Source organism: Paenibacillus sp. OV219 (assembly GCF_900110075.1).
Lineage (GTDB): Bacteria > Bacillota > Bacilli > Paenibacillales > Paenibacillaceae > Paenibacillus_Z.
On sequence record NZ_FOCJ01000006.1, the window covers coordinates 101,684 to 117,651 of the forward strand.

At 50.3% G+C, this 15,968-nt stretch carries 16 protein-coding genes and 7 tRNA genes; 18 read left to right on the forward strand and 5 right to left on the reverse strand.

Annotation, left to right across the window (positions count from 1 at the left end; translation table 11 throughout):
* The first annotated feature begins 78 nt into the window (after positions 1 to 78).
* Positions 79 to 2,559 carry an O-antigen ligase family protein gene (locus BMY11_RS16175; protein WP_177182677.1) on the forward strand — a complete coding sequence of 827 codons (2,481 nt, stop codon included), beginning with the start codon at positions 79 to 81 and terminating at the stop codon, positions 2,557 to 2,559.
* Positions 2,560 to 2,566: 7 nt separating this feature from the next.
* Here BMY11_RS16175 and BMY11_RS29320 read toward each other — a convergent pair whose 3' ends face one another.
* A complete protein-coding gene (locus BMY11_RS29320) occupies positions 2,567 to 2,695 on the reverse strand; it encodes a hypothetical protein (protein ID WP_256217548.1) in 129 nt (42 codons plus the stop codon).
* A gap of 105 nt (positions 2,696 to 2,800) precedes the next feature.
* Between BMY11_RS29320 and BMY11_RS16180 the strand changes: the two genes are divergently transcribed.
* Positions 2,801 to 3,172, forward strand: a complete 372-nt coding sequence (locus tag BMY11_RS16180; RefSeq protein WP_090578142.1) for a hypothetical protein — start codon at positions 2,801 to 2,803, stop codon at positions 3,170 to 3,172.
* Between the two features lie 89 nt (positions 3,173 to 3,261).
* Here the strand turns inward: BMY11_RS16180 and BMY11_RS16185 are convergent, their stop codons facing one another.
* Together BMY11_RS16185 and BMY11_RS16195 are read right to left on the reverse strand one after the other, a co-directional pair.
* Positions 3,262 to 3,573 carry a dehydrogenase gene (locus tag BMY11_RS16185; protein WP_090578145.1) on the reverse strand — a complete coding sequence of 104 codons (312 nt, stop codon included), beginning with the start codon at positions 3,571 to 3,573 and terminating at the stop codon, positions 3,262 to 3,264.
* Between the two features lie 1,069 nt (positions 3,574 to 4,642).
* Positions 4,643 to 5,089, reverse strand: a complete 447-nt coding sequence (locus BMY11_RS16195; protein WP_090578150.1) for a cupredoxin domain-containing protein — start codon at positions 5,087 to 5,089, stop codon at positions 4,643 to 4,645.
* A 138-nt stretch (positions 5,090 to 5,227) separates the two neighbouring features.
* Between BMY11_RS16195 and BMY11_RS16200 the strand changes: the two genes are divergently transcribed.
* The 4 genes from BMY11_RS16200 (at position 5,228) to BMY11_RS16215 (ending at position 9,444) form a co-directional block, all read left to right on the forward strand.
* Positions 5,228 to 5,845 (forward strand): undecaprenyl phosphate transporter UptA, encoded by a 618-nt coding sequence (locus BMY11_RS16200; RefSeq protein ID WP_371262851.1) that lies wholly within the window; start codon positions 5,228 to 5,230, stop codon positions 5,843 to 5,845.
* Between the two features lie 84 nt (positions 5,846 to 5,929).
* Complete coding sequence (locus tag BMY11_RS16205) at positions 5,930 to 6,496, forward strand: thioredoxin family protein (protein WP_090578153.1); 567 nt, start codon at positions 5,930 to 5,932, stop codon at positions 6,494 to 6,496.
* Position 6,497: 1 nt separating this feature from the next.
* Entirely contained in the window at positions 6,498 to 7,133 is a 636-nt protein-coding gene (locus tag BMY11_RS16210) for an MBL fold metallo-hydrolase (RefSeq protein WP_090578156.1), read from the forward strand.
* A 112-nt stretch (positions 7,134 to 7,245) separates the two neighbouring features.
* Complete coding sequence (locus tag BMY11_RS16215) at positions 7,246 to 9,444, forward strand: Tex family protein (RefSeq protein WP_090578948.1); 2,199 nt, start codon at positions 7,246 to 7,248, stop codon at positions 9,442 to 9,444.
* An 89-nt stretch (positions 9,445 to 9,533) separates the two neighbouring features.
* Here the strand turns inward: BMY11_RS16215 and cmpA are convergent, their stop codons facing one another.
* Positions 9,534 to 9,668 (reverse strand): cortex morphogenetic protein CmpA, encoded by a 135-nt coding sequence (gene cmpA / locus BMY11_RS16220; protein WP_090578159.1) that lies wholly within the window; start codon positions 9,666 to 9,668, stop codon positions 9,534 to 9,536.
* A 105-nt stretch (positions 9,669 to 9,773) separates the two neighbouring features.
* Positions 9,774 to 10,127 (reverse strand): hydrolase/acyltransferase, encoded by a 354-nt coding sequence (locus BMY11_RS16225; protein WP_090578162.1) that lies wholly within the window; start codon positions 10,125 to 10,127, stop codon positions 9,774 to 9,776.
* A gap of 121 nt (positions 10,128 to 10,248) precedes the next feature.
* Here BMY11_RS16225 and BMY11_RS16230 point away from each other — a divergent pair, with 121 nt between their 5' ends.
* The 12 genes from BMY11_RS16230 (at position 10,249) to BMY11_RS16285 (ending at position 15,954) form a co-directional block, all read left to right on the forward strand.
* Positions 10,249 to 10,728 (forward strand): SprT family protein, encoded by a 480-nt coding sequence (locus BMY11_RS16230; protein ID WP_090578165.1) that lies wholly within the window; start codon positions 10,249 to 10,251, stop codon positions 10,726 to 10,728.
* A gap of 29 nt (positions 10,729 to 10,757) precedes the next feature.
* Positions 10,758 to 10,833, forward strand: a tRNA-Asn gene (locus BMY11_RS16235).
* 7 nt (positions 10,834 to 10,840) lie between these two features.
* A tRNA-Ser gene (locus BMY11_RS16240) sits at positions 10,841 to 10,931 on the forward strand.
* Positions 10,932 to 11,009: 78 nt separating this feature from the next.
* Positions 11,010 to 11,084, forward strand: a tRNA-Glu gene (locus BMY11_RS16245).
* 38 nt (positions 11,085 to 11,122) lie between these two features.
* Positions 11,123 to 11,204, forward strand: a tRNA-Leu gene (locus tag BMY11_RS16250).
* A gap of 368 nt (positions 11,205 to 11,572) precedes the next feature.
* Positions 11,573 to 11,647, forward strand: a tRNA-Glu gene (locus tag BMY11_RS16255).
* 5 nt (positions 11,648 to 11,652) lie between these two features.
* Positions 11,653 to 11,725: transfer RNA gene (locus BMY11_RS16260), tRNA-Lys, on the forward strand.
* Positions 11,726 to 11,764: 39 nt separating this feature from the next.
* Positions 11,765 to 11,845: transfer RNA gene (locus BMY11_RS16265), tRNA-Leu, on the forward strand.
* A gap of 233 nt (positions 11,846 to 12,078) precedes the next feature.
* On the forward strand, positions 12,079 to 13,158 hold the full coding sequence (locus BMY11_RS16270; protein WP_090578167.1) for a methyltransferase domain-containing protein: 1,080 nt from the start codon (positions 12,079 to 12,081) through the stop codon (positions 13,156 to 13,158).
* Between the two features lie 215 nt (positions 13,159 to 13,373).
* Positions 13,374 to 13,985 (forward strand): LysE/ArgO family amino acid transporter, encoded by a 612-nt coding sequence (locus tag BMY11_RS16275; protein ID WP_090578169.1) that lies wholly within the window; start codon positions 13,374 to 13,376, stop codon positions 13,983 to 13,985.
* 111 nt (positions 13,986 to 14,096) lie between these two features.
* Entirely contained in the window at positions 14,097 to 14,477 is a 381-nt protein-coding gene (locus BMY11_RS16280; protein WP_090578172.1) for a hypothetical protein, read from the forward strand.
* A gap of 109 nt (positions 14,478 to 14,586) precedes the next feature.
* Positions 14,587 to 15,954, forward strand: coding sequence for a TrkH family potassium uptake protein (locus BMY11_RS16285; RefSeq protein WP_090578175.1), 1,368 nt, complete (start codon positions 14,587 to 14,589; stop codon positions 15,952 to 15,954).
* Positions 15,955 to 15,968: the final 14 nt, after the last annotated feature.

Genomic DNA, 15,968 nt, shown 5'->3' on the forward strand with positions numbered 1-15,968 from the left:
GATGAAAAAGGAAGTTGGATTCAGCTGCCTAAGCAAGAAGGGATCAAGGCAATGCGAAGTGTTGGATTACCAGTTTTAATGGCATTGTTTGCGGCCTTCGTCCTGTCGGGCTGCGCTTACGGATTTGGGATGTTTTTCGATACGGATTTTTACCGCTGGGAATGGCTTATTATCGCTGGTAGCATGCTCGCCGCCGTCGCTCATAGGTTGTGGATGCCGAAGGCAAATAGGAAGCTGACGCCGGTTTATGGGCTACTTATCATTGCGCTCTTATACCTGCTGACGCTGACACATCAACCCGCATCTGTTCTGAGCAGCCTCGAACAAACGATTCGCTGGTCTGCCTATGCAGCTTTCATGTCAGCAATGATAATTTGGTTCAGCGCTAAACAGCACCGGAGTTATCTAGTTGCGGCGCTATATACCTCTGGATTGTTTGTTCTTGTTGGCGCATTGGCGGGCTGGATGGGTCTAATTGCATTCCCCGATATCGTGCTGACTACGACAGACTCAAGACTCTCAGCAGTCGGCAGCCGGCTTGCAGGCTTCATGCAATACCCGAACTTTCTAGGTGCGGTTGCGGGTGCTTATTTGTTGTGGTTCCTCATCCAAGCAGTGCGGTCCAATGTAGCATTGTCGCTAGCAGTGGCCTCGGCAGGGGTAGTTCCCGCCGCACTTGTGCTGATGCTCACGGAGTCTCGCGGAGCTTGGCTCGTAACGTTGATAGGCTGGCTTGCGGGGTTGTGGTTGGTTGGGGGGAAGAGATCAGAGTTTACGTTGTCGCGTTCTAGTGGAAGAAGTGCAATAGCAGGGGAAGCGGCGGGAAATGCGTTAGCGGCAATTGACGCGGGGATGACAGAGATAGCAGAGGACGTACTGGGAACGAAGGGAATAGCGGCGGCGGAGTTGAGCGGAATGACGGGAACAGCGGTAGCGACGGAGGGAAGGGGACTGAAAGGAACAGCGGTCGAGGTGAGCGGAGCGAGGGGGACACTCGTAGCGGATGGAATAAGCACGCAAACGGTAAGTGTGCAAGTAAATCACCGGACGGTTTGGCTGCTGTACAGTGGCTGGATGTTGGTTTGTGCAGTGTTTGCTTATAGGTTGATTGTTAGTATCGGTACTCGAGGTGAGCATGCGAGGGCTACGCTTGAGGAGTTGGTGTGGCTGATGGCTTTCTGCGCAGCCTCGGTCGGTGGCTTCGTTGCTTTGCGCTGGCTGCTGGAACATATGAAGGTTAAGCGAGTTAGCGTTGTCGCATGGAGTGGATTGCTAGTGGGTTTAGCGTCTTTCGTGTTGCTCCTCCCCTCCTTTACTCACGGTCGGTTGAGCGGGGGATATGAAACGGCAGGAGCGCGAAGGTTGTTTTATCAGGATGCTTGGATGCTTTTTCGCCATGCACCACTCCTTGGAAGAGGTGGAGAGAGCTGGCGCATGCTGTTCACTCAGGTGCAGACGCAGCCCTATGTCGGCAATGAGGTGCATAGCGGGTACCTGGAGCTTGCACTTGATCTGGGACTTATAGGGCTACTCGTCTGCGCGGTGGTGGGGGCTGTTATCCTGAGACAGGTCTGGCGCTCGGAGCGAGTAGGACTTGTTCCGATTGGTGTGCTGCTACTGCATGCTGCTGTCGATTTCGACATGTCGTTCGGCTATTATTGGCTGCTGTTGATCGGTTTTGTTGTTTGTTTTATGGAGGAGCGGGATATAGATGCGAGTGGGGTGGTGGAGCGGGAGCTAGATGTGGTAGCGAGCGTGAAATTGGAGGGGCGGGAGCGGGGGATGGTAGCGAGTGTGATGTTGGAGGAGCGGAAGCGGGATGGGGAAGAGAGCGTGAAGTTGGGGGAGCGCGAGCGGGAGGCGGTAGCGAACGTGAAGGCGTGGAGGAGGCTAGGCTTGCCAGCCGCTGCGGTATGGCTTGCCGCCGCCGCTGTGCTCGGCGTGCGGTTTGATCGCGCCGTGCAGTACCGTGAGGCCGCTTCTACGGCCTATGGGACTGCGCAATCAGCCGCGCTCCGCCAATCAGCCGCGCTCCGCGCGGCGTTCGATGCGAATCCATATTGGACGCGGATTCGCATCGAACTGGCAGAGCTGGCACCGCCGCCGGAACGGGCGGTGCTGCTAGCGGCCGGGCTGCGGTATGAGCCGCAGTCCGTGCCGCTTCTTTGGGCTCTCGGCCAATTAGCGGCCGAGCAGAGCGATGTGCAAGGCGCAGCGCATTATATGCGCCTTGCACTGCGCTACGACCGCTTCAGTCTGGATCACCAGACTGAAGCGGTCGTGACCATGTCGCAGCTCGCCGCTGGGATGCGAGCTGCCGGGCGCCTCGAGGACGCGAGGCTGGCCGCGGATTCGGCTGTTTCCTTCTTCGCGGCGTACGAGGCGCAAGAGCACCAAGCTCTCGGCGTGAACAGCCGCAAATTTGCTGTCACTGCCGCATCGCTAGAGGCAGCGGAGCAGAGCCGCCAGCTGCTGCTTCAGATCGGTCCCCTGGCGGGCAAGTCTCCACTCGAGGAGCCCGTAATAAGTTATAACAATGACACGAACACTCTCCCGTAACGCATACTTATTTTTTGGTAGAGTTAAGATTAAGCAAAAAGAACGTCTGGTAGCCAGCAGTGGCCATCGGACGTTCTTTTTTATGCCAAAGCCATCCCGCTTCCTGGTTCTCGCCACATTGCTCTTTTCCCGCCACTTCACCCCACCTCAAAAAATAGGCCAATCACCCCTAAGGTTTGTCCACTCTATCAAAGGGGCGCTTGCATATGCTGATAGCAAACCCCGAAAGGAGTGAAAATTTATGGCTACTAAACGCGTAAAACCACTACTGTATAATCCAGCTAGTACGGGTAGAGTCATCCGCAAATCGGTTCAAAGTAGTTGTTGTGGCTCAAATGGATCAAGCTCTGGTCCAACTTTTAACCGTCTAACGGTTGTTTGGGTCAATCAGAATGGCGTTCCGTTCAATACGACCGGCTTCTTCGCTCGTTTATTCCGGAACGGCCAGCTAGTCTCGACAGCTTCCTTTGATAGCTTCGGTGTTGTTCGTTTCAACAACATCGGAACGTTGACGAATGTCTCCTACAACATCCGTACGTTCAATGCTAACGGCGTCCAGTTCCGTTCCCGCAACATTCCAGCTGGCGTCCAAACTTATGCCATTATTGGCTAACAGGCAGCGTATCCCTCATTTATGACAACAGCAGCACGGCTCTTTGAGAGGGCTGTGCTGCTGTTCCTTGTTTCTTTCCATTACCGGCCTCATCCGCCAAAAGCATCGCGGAACGCTGTGCAAAGCTTCGCCCGGTCGACTTCCCACAATTCGGCGATCCCTTCGCTCACATTCTCATCCCACCAGTCGGACAGCAGCTTCCGGTTGCTGGCATTCTCATGAATATAGTGGAGGTTGAACGTAACTTTCTCTAAATATAGCTTCTCGGCAAGCTCGATTTTCTCTTTCGGAATATAGACGCCGAGTCTCTTGATGGTGCGGTAGAGTTCATTCTGGCAGGCGCGTCTAACTTTGCGAGCGCTCGGATAGGCCGAGTCGTGCTTCGGGGCAGCGGATTTCATCATCACCGACTCCTCTCTACCCCTATATATGCGTCCCGAAACGGACTGGTCACAAGACCCGCACAGTAGTCATTGAAGAGCTGCACCACGTACCCCACATCCGCGAAAATCAAGCGTTCCCCACCAAAGAGGAGTACTACATACCCCACAACCGCGAAAATCAACCGTTTCCCACCAAAGAGGAGTCCCACATACCCCACAACCGCGAAAATCGGCTGTTTCACACCAAAGGGGAGTACCACGTACTCCACAACTGCGTAATTCAGCCGTATCCCATCAAAGAGAGGTACCACGTACCCTACGTTTTCGAAAATGAACAACCGTATCCCACCAAAGAGAGCAACTAGGTAGACTACAAATTAGGTCCTCAAATGCTGAGAGTTCATATATGCTCTCTCACGCGTAAAGAGTATCACTTCTGCTGCTGAGAGTGCAAATATGGAACTCTCAGAGCTACGGAGAGTTGGTTTTGAGCAGTTTGTAATGCTGAGAGATCATATATGATCTCTCGCGCACGAATATCCGCACTCTTTCTGCTGAGAGTGCGGATATGGAACTCTCAGAGCTACGGAGAGCTGGTTTTGAGCAGTTTGTAGTGCTGAGAGATCATATATGATCTCTCGCGCGCGAAAATCAGCACTTTTGCTTCTGAGAGTGCAAATATGGAACTCTCAGAGCAGTGCTGCCTCGCATCCCTCTATCCGTGAAACCTGTCCAATTTTCTCCCGTATAATTCGAATGGTCCCGTCATTCTTGCTCGCACATCCGCCCGTCAATGGTCCCGTCGTTCTCGCTCGCACATCCGCCCGTCAATGGTCCCGTCATTCTTGCTAGCATATCCGCCCGTCAATTGTCCCGCCGTTCTCGCTCGCACATCCACTCGTCGATGGTCCCGTCATTCTCGCTCGCACTTCCGCCCGTCAATGGTCCCGTCATTCTTGCTCGCATATCCGCCCGTCAATGGTCCCGTCACTCTTGCTCGCACATCCGCCCGTCAATGGTCCCGTCATTCACGCTCGCTGATCGGCCCTGGTCCCATCATTCTCGCCTACACACCCGCCTTCAAAAACTACTGCACCACAATATACCCAATCATCGGCCCGCCATTGGCAAGCGATGTATGCGTGAGGCAAAGGATGGGGTATGTCCCTTTTTGCTCCGCGGTGAAGTGCACTGTCGTCGTTTGGCCTTTGTTAATCTCGCCTTTTACCCCCAGCTCATGGATGACAAAAGGATGCGATTTCCCGTTGACCCCCGTAATCCGCAGCTCCACATGCTCGCCCTTGTTCACGACGATCGTCCCGGGATCGAAGCGATACACCTCGAGCTCTTTGCCGTCGTCGGTCTTCGTCTTGAACTCGCCCGTGACGAGCTGAATGACGCGCGTACCTTGCTGGTCAGCAAGCGTAGCCCGAGATTGGTTCCACCGCAGCCCAAAAGCGGCCGTAATCATGACCATCACCACGAGGAAAAACAGCCATAGCTGTTTTCTGCTAATGACAAAAATATTTGACATATCCGCCCACCTGCTTTCACAGAATATGATAGCTAGTCTATGCATAGGTTTAGGCAGCGATGACTTTGCTTTAACGAGGGTTTGCAAGTGTGCTAGAATACCGTAAGAAGCCATTACAAATTATAGGTAGGATTGGAGATGGAGTACCTGAGCTTATTTCATGAAATCGTAGACAAGCTGCTGCACTGGATTGAGGGACTTGGCTATTTCGGCATTATGATCGGCCTAATGATTGAAGTCATTCCGAGCGAAATCGTGCTTGGCTACGCCGGTTACTTAGTGTCCGCTCATAAAATTACATACTGGGGAGCAGTATTGTTCGGTATAGTCGGCGCGGTAGCGCAGCAATGGATTCTATACGGTATTGGCCGCTTCGCAGGCCGTCCGTTCTTCGAGAAATACGGCAAGTTTATCAAAATAAAACCGAAGCATCTCGACATCGCCGAGCAGTGGTTCCTCCGTTATGGTGCAGGTATCGTGTTCACGGCACGATTCGTGCCGATCATGCGTCAGGTGATTTCGATTCCGGCGGGGATGGCAAGAATGTCGTTCGGGCTGTTCACGCTGCTAACGACGCTCGCGTCAATCCCTTGGGTGCTGCTATTTGTTTATTTAGGCAAAACAGCAGGGGAGAACTGGGAGCATATCGACGAGAAGGCAGCGCCTTACGTGCAGCCTGCGATTCTGATTGCAATTGCCGTTCTAGTCATTTATGTGCTCTACAAAGTGATGAAGCGCAAGGGCAAAACAATTTAACGGGGCATTTGTACAGAGGGTGAACCGTTTGATACAATTGGATATTATAAGCAATCTATCTATTTAGAGAAGAGGCGAATAACGATGGCGAAGAATGTAGCGAACAAACTCAGCAAAGGCATTAGCCCACAGCAATTTGTAGATACAATGCAGAAGAACAAAGAGGCTTTCCAAGATTGGGGCAACCGTTTCGAGTGGGCCCAAGAAGACGACCGCGAGTTTTTCGAGTCGATCGCGAACCGTGACGATCTGCGCTGCTTGATTCTTATGGCTGAATGGTGCGGCGATGTTGTCCGCAACGTGCCGGTCGTATTCAAGGCGCTTGAGCTGACACAGATGCCGGTTGATGTTCTTATCATGGAAGATCATCTGGATACGATGGATGAGTTTCTGACGATGGGTGGCCGTGCTGTACCAATCGTCATTATTGCTGACACAGGCGGTCATGTGCTTGGCCAATGGGGTCCGCGTCCTACGCATGTGCAGGAAGTAATGACGGCGTTCAAGCAGGCGAATCCGGACCGTGAAGCAGCGGATTACCAAGAGAAGATTGGCATTGCCCGTCAAGAAATGGGCCGCCGCTATGGTGAAGGTACGGCGTATCAACAAGTGATCCTCGAAGAGCTGCGCCAGCTGCTGGCTTCTGTCTAACATGTTCAAGATTGAAACATTCACGCTCGGCCCTTTGCAAACAAACTGCTACCTTCTCACCGAGGAAACGGGCAAGCGTGCTTTTATCGTCGATCCAGGTATGGGACCGAAACGTCTCATCGAGCGGATCAAGGAACGCGGCCTGACGATAGAGGCGATCGTGCTGACGCATGCGCATTTTGACCATATGGCTGGCGTTGACGATGTTCGCCGCAATTTCGGCTGTCCTGTCTATCTGCATGATGCAGAAGCCGACTGGCTGACGGATGCGCGCAAGAACGGCTCTGCTCGCTGGGAGGATGTTACGCCTCCGCTGACGACAGAGCCGGCTGAATATGCGTTGTCCGAAGGGCAGCAATTGGAGCTGATCGGTCATACGTTCCGCATCATGCATACACCAGGCCATTCTCCGGGCAGCGTAAGCTTGCAATGTGGCGAGCATCTGCTCAGTGGAGACGTCCTGTTCCGTCAATCGGTCGGACGCACTGACCTGCCGGGAGGCAAGGAACGCGACTTGTATGATTCGATTCGCACGAAGCTCTACAAGCTTGATCCTGCCGTACGTGTCTATCCTGGACATGGTCCGCAGACGACAATTGGTTATGAAATGGCAAACAATCCTTTTGTGCCGGCTTAATTAGCCGGCTTTATCTATTCCATGAGCTAATGGAGGAATCATAAGCGTGGCAGAAACGAAGACGAAATTAAAGGATGAAGAGCTCGAAGGCGGTTCCACATCACGGGTCGAACTGACCCCAGAGGAACAAGCGGCCGAGCAGGAACGCATATTGAAGCGGTTATCTGCGGAGCTGAGCTTGCCATATACCAAAGTGAAAGCGGCGGCATCGCTGCTTGACGAAGGCAATACGATTCCGTTCATTGCCCGTTACCGGAAGGAAATGACCGGTGAGCTCGATGAGAACGAGCTGCGGGGCATTGAAGAGAAGCTGCAATATATGCGCAATCTCGAGAACCGCAAGCGTGAGGTTATTCGCATCATTGATGAGCAAGGCAAGCTGACGGAAGAGCTGCGTCAGTCGATTATCGCATCGGTGAAGCTGCAGGAAATCGAAGACTTGTACCGCCCTTACCGTCAGAAGCGGAAGACTCGCGCCAGCGTCGCGAAGGAACGCGGGCTGGAGCCGCTCGCGCAGTGGCTGCTGTCGCAGCCACGCATTGCTGACCCGGCGACAGAGGCGGCACGTTACATAGATGCCGAGAAAGGCGTAGCAACGGCAGATGAATCGCTTCAAGGCGCGATGGATATTATTGCGGAGCAGCTCGCAGACGATGCGAAGATTCGTGCATGGGTGCGCCGTTATACGTTTGATCAAGGGCTCGCTCGGACCGAGGCGAAGGATGCATCGCAGGAGTCGGTGTACGAGATGTATTACGCGTACCAAGAGCCGCTGAAGAAGCTGCCTCCGCATCGTACGCTTGCGATTAACCGCGGCGAACGTGAGGAAGTGCTGCGCGTGTCGCTCGACATTGCAGCCGAGAGGATCCATGATTACATGGATCGCAGCCTGATCCGTCCGGGCACGGCTCAATCGATTAAGTCGCTGCTGCTCCAGACGATCGAGGATGCATATAAACGGCTAATTGCGCCATCCATAGAGCGGGAGGTTCGCGGAGAGCTTACTGAGAAAGCGGAAGAGCACGCAATCGGCATTTTCTCGGTGAATTTGCGCAACCTGCTGCTGCAGCCGCCGGTTCGCGGTAATGTCGTGCTTGGTGTAGACCCGGCGTTCCGGACAGGCTGTAAGCTGGCTGTCATCGACGAGACAGGCAAACTGCTTGAGGTTGCTGTCTCCTACCCAACGGCGCCAAACAACAAAGTAGCGGAAGCAGAGAAGCTCATTAACGGCCTCATTGATCGTTACAAAGTTGAACTGATCGTCATCGGCAATGGCACTGCTTCGCGCGAGACGGAGCAGTTCATCGCTGAGCTGATTAAGGGACGCAAATCAAGAGGAGCGCAAGGCGCTGGCGAGTTGAAATATATAATTGTCAACGAAGCGGGGGCAAGCGTGTACTCGGCTTCGAAGCTTGCTGCCGAGGAGTTCCCGAAGCTTGACGTTGCAGAGCGCAGCGCCGTGTCTATCGCACGTCGTTTGCAGGATCCGCTTGCCGAGCTCGTAAAGATCGAGCCGAAGGCCATCGGCGTCGGCCAATATCAGCATGACGTTAGCCAGAAACGGCTTGAAGAATCGCTTGGTGGAGTGGTCGAATCGGCCGTTAACCATGTCGGTGTCGACGTCAATACAGCTTCACCGTCATTGCTCTCGTACGTGGCAGGCATTAACGCGACGACGGCGAAGAACATCGTGAAATACCGTGAAGAAAACGGCAAATTCAGCGACCGCAAGACGCTTTCTAAGGTTCCGCGTCTCGGTGCAAAGACGTACGAGCAGTGTATCGGCTTCATCCGGATTCCGGAGAGCAATAATCCGCTCGACCGGACACCGATTCACCCCGAATCGTACGCTGTTGTCGACAAGCTGTGCAGTCTAATCGGCATCAAGTTGACAGCGCTTGGTACTGATTCTTTCCGTTCCGCGCTGGAAACGATCCAAACGGAGCAGATCGCTTCTCAGCTCGGCGTTGGCGTACCGACGCTGCGCGATATTATCGACAGCTTGCTTCGCCCGGGTAGAGACCCGCGTGAAGAGCTGCCTGCGCCAATTTTCCACACGGACGTTCTGAGCATCGAGGATTTGACGCCGGGCATGGAGTTGCACGGAACGGTACGCAATGTGATTGACTTCGGAGCCTTTGTCGATATCGGCATTAAGAACGACGGGCTTGTCCATATCTCACAGCTGAGCAACAGATTCGTGAAGCATCCGATGGATGTCGTATCCGTCGGCGATACAGTAACGGTATGGGTGTTGAGCGTTGATCTGAAGAAGGGGCGTGTCAGCCTCACGATGCGCAAGCCGGAATAAGTGAAGGCATGCATATAAAAAGGGTGTTATCTTCGAGCAGTCACTTGTAAAGCTAAGTCACTGCAAAGAGATAGCACCCTTTTTCATTCTTATAAGCTTGCGGAATCATCATCAGGACGTCCGCTAGTACGATAGAAGTACCAGCAGTCGTTCAAGAGACGAATTTGCCGGCGATCCTTCTTTAAGAAAGCACGCATCAGTTGGTTGCAGAGCCATTGCGGCATAGCTTCGCCCTCCTTCCAGCTATCACTCGTTGTAATAACTAGCTTATGAGAGCGGGCGAATGTCCGTGCAGGTCCCATTTACAAAAACATGCATTTCTCGCGATATTACATGTCGAGTTCTTCCTCGTACCATTGCTCCAACTGCGCTTGCAGCGCACGGATTTCCGTAAGGAGCGAGATGAGCGGGTAGGATTTCTCTTCGACGGAGGAGAAGTCTTTCTCGAGCTCGTTCATGTAATCAAGACCGGAATGAACAGTAAGTGACTTGTCATGTAGTTCAATGTCCGCGCACTCTGCGATTGCGTAAGGCAGCACAGGTACATGATTAGCTGTCAGCTTGTCGATCTCTTTATGAAGGCGCAGATTAAGCGCACTTAGTTGATAGGCGTGCGAGGCTGGCATTTCGACAAAGGAGACGTCTTGTCCGTTCTTCATTACGATATAACGCATTGCTGGCATATTGATTTTCCCCCTATATTCTGCTTGATGACCTGACCGATGAATACCTCTTGACAGTGTAGCGTATTCGTCCTTTAAAATTCAAGTATACGCGGTTATTTTAATCAAGGAGAATTATTCGATGCAGGATCATCAGTTACAGGAATGGATAGAGCGGGTTTCGCTGCAGTACTTCGGTATTCCTTTTCGTCACAAAGCTTCGTTTAATGCAAGGCTGAAGTCGACGGGGGGCCGTTATTTCACAAAGTCGCATAATATCGAGATTAGTCCGCATCAGCTTCGCAATTATGGGGAAGAGGAAACGGAGAGAATCATTAAGCATGAGCTATGCCATTATCATTTACATATTTTGAAACGGGGATACCAGCACCGGGATGCGGACTTCAAGCAACTGCTTGCCAAAGTCGGCGGCACGCGCTATTGCAAATCGCTTCCGCCAGGGGAGAAGCGCAAGACGGAGCCGTATCGGTATAAGCTTGTTTGCCGCAGTTGTGGCATGGAATACTTGCGCAAACGTAAGGCCGATCCGAGGCGATATGCATGCGGTAGATGCCGCGGACAATTATTGCTTTATATGCTTGACTTCAAATCTCAGACGTGATAAATTATTTCTTGTCACTCAAACAATATTCCCTGATAGCTCAGTTGGTAGAGCACTCGACTGTTAATCGAGTTGTCACAGGTTCGAGTCCTGTTCGGGGAGCCAATTCTTTGGGGAAGTACCCAAGTGGCTCAAGGGGACCCTCTGCTAAGGGGTTAGACTGCGCAAGTGGTGCGAGGGTTCGAATCCCTCCTTCTCCGCCATCTTTATTAGTGGCATTTAGTAAAGCAATTATTCTTCAATCTTGACTAGCTCTAGCTGCGAGATTTGAAGAGCAGCAGGGCCCGTTGGTCAAGTGGTTAAGACACCTCCCTTTCACGGAGGTAACAGGGGTTCGAGTCCCCTACGGGTCACCAATTTCATAACTTGATATGGATTTACGACATATCACTCCGCGGTCGTGGTGGAACGGCAGACACACCATCTTGAGGGGGTGGCGCCTTATGGGCGTGAGGGTTCAAATCCCTCCGACCGCATCCCAAGAAAAACCCTTGTTTATCAAGGGTTTTTCGCCTTTTTAGGCTTTTTTTAATTTTGTAGATCGATTCTTTACTAAAAAGAAGCGGCCTATCTTTTCTTTCGGGTCTTCGTTGTCGGGTTCAGAATCATTGTGAGCGTCATCTAGCCACGGCTTGTGATTCATGTGGATTGGGTCACGAATTGCTGGAGTAGATTGCTTGTATAACGGCAGCGGGATTAGCAAACGATATATACGTTCCATGCGAGAATACGAATGTCATTTCATAGAATATTTTTTATTTAGAAAAATACTTGCATTTTGGTTTCCGGCGGGATATAATGATTTTCGTTGCTTGAAACAAGCTGTCGAAATAAGTCGAAGTTAGGCCCGTTGGTCAAGTGGTTAAGACACCTCCCTTTCACGGAGGTAACAGGGGTTCGAGTCCCCTACGGGTCACCATTTGCGAGTCATTAGCTCAGTTGGTAGAGCACCTGACTTTTAATCAGGGTGTCGTAGGTTCGAATCCTACATGACTCACTTTCATTTTCTTGATATGGGACAATCACATATCACTCCGCGGTCGTGGTGGAACGGCAGACACACCATCTTGAGGGGGTGGCGCCTTCGGGTGTGCGGGTTCAAATCCCGCCGACCGCATTCCGAGAAAAGCCTTGATGTATAAGGCTTTTTTCTTTTTCTAATCATATGAAAGCCGAACGCGAGTAGGAGTGAATTCTGCCGCGCTTCGGCTTTTTTTTCGAAGCGGTGTCCTTTCGGGATATAGACAGTGCTTGTATTCATTGACAGCAGCTATATCGATTGCAATGGAGCGTAGATATGTTAATCTATACTTGTATGTACTAAACAGCTAACTACGAGGAGATATTTACATGGAGAATGTTATTTTATTTGGAGCTTCTAAATATGGTCTCTCAGTCCTTTATTATGTGCAAAGCAGGTATAATGTTTTATACTTTTGCGATAATGACTCACGTAAGTGGGGCGAGAGAATAGAAGATATTGAGGTCATTTCGCCAGATCAGTTAGCGGGATTAAATTATTCGAAAATCATTATAGCAAGTACATTCTACAAAGAGATAGCGGTACAACTTCATAATATGAGCATTTATAATTTTGAAAGAATAGAAATAAATACTTATAAAGATACAAACAATGATTTAGGGATGTATAAAAAGTTGTTTGGAGAAGAGGCTACAGAAAATAGAAGATTTTATAACATTGGAGCTGGCCAATTCAGACATAGCGCATGGCAAAATGTAGATTATGCTAGTGATTGGTATGCGATGAACCAAGTTGATATTCAGTGGAACCTTCTTGAGAATACTCCGTTGCCCGTTGAAAGTAATTCAGCTTCTGTGGTTTACACCAGTCATACAGTAGAGCATATTCCGAATATAAGTGCACAAAATATGTTCAATGAGGCCTATAGAATTTTGAAAGAAGGCGGGACTTTTAGGGTAACAACTCCCAATATCGATTTGGCATACAATGCTTTTAAAAAGAACGATAGATATTTCTACAAATTGATTGACACTTATAGTACTAAAGAACAAATGGAACGTGTTAATATAATCAAACCTATGAACGAAGCATCTATACATCAGGTGTTCCTGTTCCACTTTGCTGGTCAAACCTCTAGTTTGCATGCAGATCCTAATACTGTAAAAATTAGCGATGAAGAGCTTGAACACACATTCAAAACATTACCTTATGATCAGGCATTGGATTATTGCGTTTCAAAGTGTTCTTTAGAAATACAAAATAAATATCCTGGTAACCATATCAATTGGTGGAATCAAACTAAATTGTTTCAGAGTTTGAAAGAAGCGGGATTTAAGAATGTTTATTTATCCGCTTATAGTCAAAGTGCCTCACCTGTTCTTCGAAATACGGATCTCTTCGATAATACCCACCCTGAGAATTCTATCTATGTTGAGGCGATTAAATAATCTTTCTTTCATTTGCACTTAACACGTAACCCTTGATCTTCAAGGGTTTTTTCATTTTACCTACTGCTGGCAACCGTGAAATAAAGTGTTGCATTTGTTATTCCATCTGGACCTGTTTGGCAGCAACAAATCCACTGTTGTTAGCCGGAAATTCCTTGTAAGTGAGGATTTTCAGGCTTATTCATTCTTTTAAAAGTGTAGGTGTATTTATCAGCATGATTCACGCAATAATAAACGGCTTTATTTTAGCATTCGGATTGATTTTACCGCTTGGGGTGCAAAATGTGTTCGTCTTCAATCAGGGAGCAGCCCATCGGCAGTTTCACCGTGTACTGCCGGTCATCATCGCAGCTGCTCTATGCGATACGCTGCTCATATCGCTCGCTGTGTTCGGCGTATCTGCGATTGTGCTCGGAATCTACTGGCTGAAAGCGTTGCTGCAAGGCGTGGGCATCCTATTCTTGCTCTATATGGGCTGGGTAACTTGGCGCAGCAGTGGTGGCGGGCAAAGTGGTAAGCCTGCGGAGCAGCTGGATACAAGGAGGCAAGTCGCGTTCGCGTTATCGGTATCGCTGCTTAATCCGCACGCCATCCTTGACACAGTCGGTGTCATTGGGACGAGCTCGCTGAGCTATTCGGGAGCAGAAAGGATAGCATTTGCGCTTGTATGTATCGCCGTATCTTGGCTTTGGTTCACTGGGCTTGCACTCGCGGGACGAATGATTGGCAGTATGGATCAATCAGGACGAATATTATCGCTGCTGAACAAAGTGTCTGCGCTCGTTATTTGGGGGACTGCTATTTATCTCGCGGTGTCGCTGCTGTAAGCGGGGCAATATTTTGTAGCAGGATGACATGTTATGTGATATATATAGTACATAAGTACGATAAGGGATAGTCTGGAAGTACTTCCAAATGCTTATTAGGGGATTATCGAGATGCCGGAGGATTCGAAGAAAGATGGTCGAATGCTGGTGCTGGATGATGTTGCAACGACGATACTCAACAATGCACTGATTGATTATTATTTGGAGAAACGTAATTTTCATGCGATTCAATGTTTGCAGGAGCAGGTACAGCATCAGGCGGGTAATTGCAGGGAAGTACTAGTATGGGCGATGGATGATCAACTCGGCGACTATTACATTCCTGAACAGGCGATGCTGGATATCAAAGCGCAGATTAATGCGTTAGCTGCGACACCGGGGGCAGCCTATATCGCGGATCCGCTCTACTTCATGGACATGATGCGCGAGAGGTTCGTGAAGAAGTATTTGGAAACCGAAGGAAACCGGTATCATTTAGTCCCGTATCATTAGTAGCGATAGAAGAAGTGAATCCTCTCTATATGCAGAGAGGATTTTTTGTACTTAATTTGGGCAAACAACATCCATACGTCCTCATCCAGAAAGGAATTATTGACTTGCGATGCTTAGAACGATAATAAGGAAGCTCTCTCCGGGCAAAATCATTATTTTGGCTTATTTGATCGGAATCATCGTCTTTACACTGCTGCTAAAGCTGCCTGTTAGTTTGAAGCCTGGGGTTAAGCTGCCCCTAATTGATGCGCTGTTCACCGCTGCAAGTGCCGTAAGTGTAACGGGCCTCACAACAGTTTCGACAACAGATACATACAGTACATTTGGCGCCATCGTGCTGATGGCGGCCTTTCAATTCGGCGGCGTCGGCATCATGACGCTTGGCAGCTTCTATTGGTTTCTGATGGGGCAGCATATCGGCCTGCTTGAGCGTAAGCTCATTATGATTGACCAGAACCGGAACCAGCTGGCGGGACTTGTGCAGCTCATGAGGGTGGTTCTTGTGCTGACTTTAGCCATTGAGCTGACGGGCACGCTGCTGTTCGGCACCTATTTCTATGTGACCGGGTATACGGATTCGCTCTCGAATGCGTTGTATAACGGGATGTTCCACTCCGTGTCTGCGTTTACGAATGCGGGCTTCGACCTGTTCGGTGATTCGCTTTTGCGCTATTCAAAAGATTATTTTGTTCAGAGCTTCACGATGCTGCTAATTATTCTGGGGGCGATCGGATTCCCAGTGATGGCGGAGTTGTGGGAATTTGTGAGCAGCCGACGGAGAAGTAATACGAATAAGCGCTTCCGCTTCTCGCTCTTCACGAAGGTGACGCTGTCTACCCATGCGATTCTGCTGCTCATTGGCGGCATCATCATCTGGTTAACGGAAGCGGGCCACTCGTTCGACCATATGCCCCTACATCAGCAGTGGATGAATTCGCTCTTTACATCGGTGAGTTCCCGTAGCGCAGGATTGACCACAGTGGATGTGTCGTCGCTTCATCATGCCTCGCTGCTTCTCATCTCGGGGTTGATGTTCATTGGGGCGAGTCCTTCCAGTATGGGCGGGGGGATTCGGACGACGACGATCGCCATTATTGTGCTCGCAATTCTAAGCTTTGCAAGAGGAGAGCGGGTACCGAGGGCGTTCAATCGTTCCATCAGCCTGGAGGATACGGTTAAGAGCTTCGTGTTCTTCGCGCTGGCTGTGCTGCTTGTGTTGACTGGTATATTCGCCGTGTTCATGTCGGAGTCGCATCAATTTGATCTGTCCGCTGTCCTCTTCGAGGTGACGTCGGCATTCGGTACTTGCGGTTTGTCGACGGGCATTACAGGTTCACTTCATCTCGGAAGCAAAATCACGCTAATTGTTCTCATGTTCATCGGTCGAATCGGGATGTTCCTGTTCATCTCGCTGTTCAGCTCGGGTAAGAAGAAGCCGGATATCCGCTATCCGGAGGAGAAGCTTATTATTGGTTAATGTTGTAGCTTCAT

Coding starts and splice junctions, on each gene's coding strand:
- BMY11_RS16175 (WP_177182677.1), top strand. CDS start 79: ATGGCATTGTTTGCGGCCTTCGTCCTGTCGGGCTGCGCTTACGGATTT.
- BMY11_RS16180 (WP_090578142.1), top strand. CDS start 2,801: ATGGCTACTAAACGCGTAAAACCACTACTGTATAATCCAGCTAGTACG.
- BMY11_RS16185 (WP_090578145.1), bottom strand. CDS start 3,573: ATGAAATCCGCTGCCCCGAAGCACGACTCGGCCTATCCGAGCGCTCGC.
- BMY11_RS16195 (WP_090578150.1), bottom strand. CDS start 5,089: ATGTCAAATATTTTTGTCATTAGCAGAAAACAGCTATGGCTGTTTTTC.
- BMY11_RS16200 (WP_371262851.1), top strand. CDS start 5,228: ATGGAGTACCTGAGCTTATTTCATGAAATCGTAGACAAGCTGCTGCAC.
- BMY11_RS16205 (WP_090578153.1), top strand. CDS start 5,930: ATGGCGAAGAATGTAGCGAACAAACTCAGCAAAGGCATTAGCCCACAG.
- BMY11_RS16210 (WP_090578156.1), top strand. CDS start 6,498: ATGTTCAAGATTGAAACATTCACGCTCGGCCCTTTGCAAACAAACTGC.
- cmpA (WP_090578159.1), bottom strand. CDS start 9,668: ATGCCGCAATGGCTCTGCAACCAACTGATGCGTGCTTTCTTAAAGAAG.
- BMY11_RS16225 (WP_090578162.1), bottom strand. CDS start 10,127: ATGCCAGCAATGCGTTATATCGTAATGAAGAACGGACAAGACGTCTCC.
- BMY11_RS16230 (WP_090578165.1), top strand. CDS start 10,249: ATGCAGGATCATCAGTTACAGGAATGGATAGAGCGGGTTTCGCTGCAG.
- BMY11_RS16270 (WP_090578167.1), top strand. CDS start 12,079: ATGGAGAATGTTATTTTATTTGGAGCTTCTAAATATGGTCTCTCAGTC.
- BMY11_RS16275 (WP_090578169.1), top strand. CDS start 13,374: ATGATTCACGCAATAATAAACGGCTTTATTTTAGCATTCGGATTGATT.
- BMY11_RS16280 (WP_090578172.1), top strand. CDS start 14,097: ATGCCGGAGGATTCGAAGAAAGATGGTCGAATGCTGGTGCTGGATGAT.
- BMY11_RS16285 (WP_090578175.1), top strand. CDS start 14,587: ATGCTTAGAACGATAATAAGGAAGCTCTCTCCGGGCAAAATCATTATT.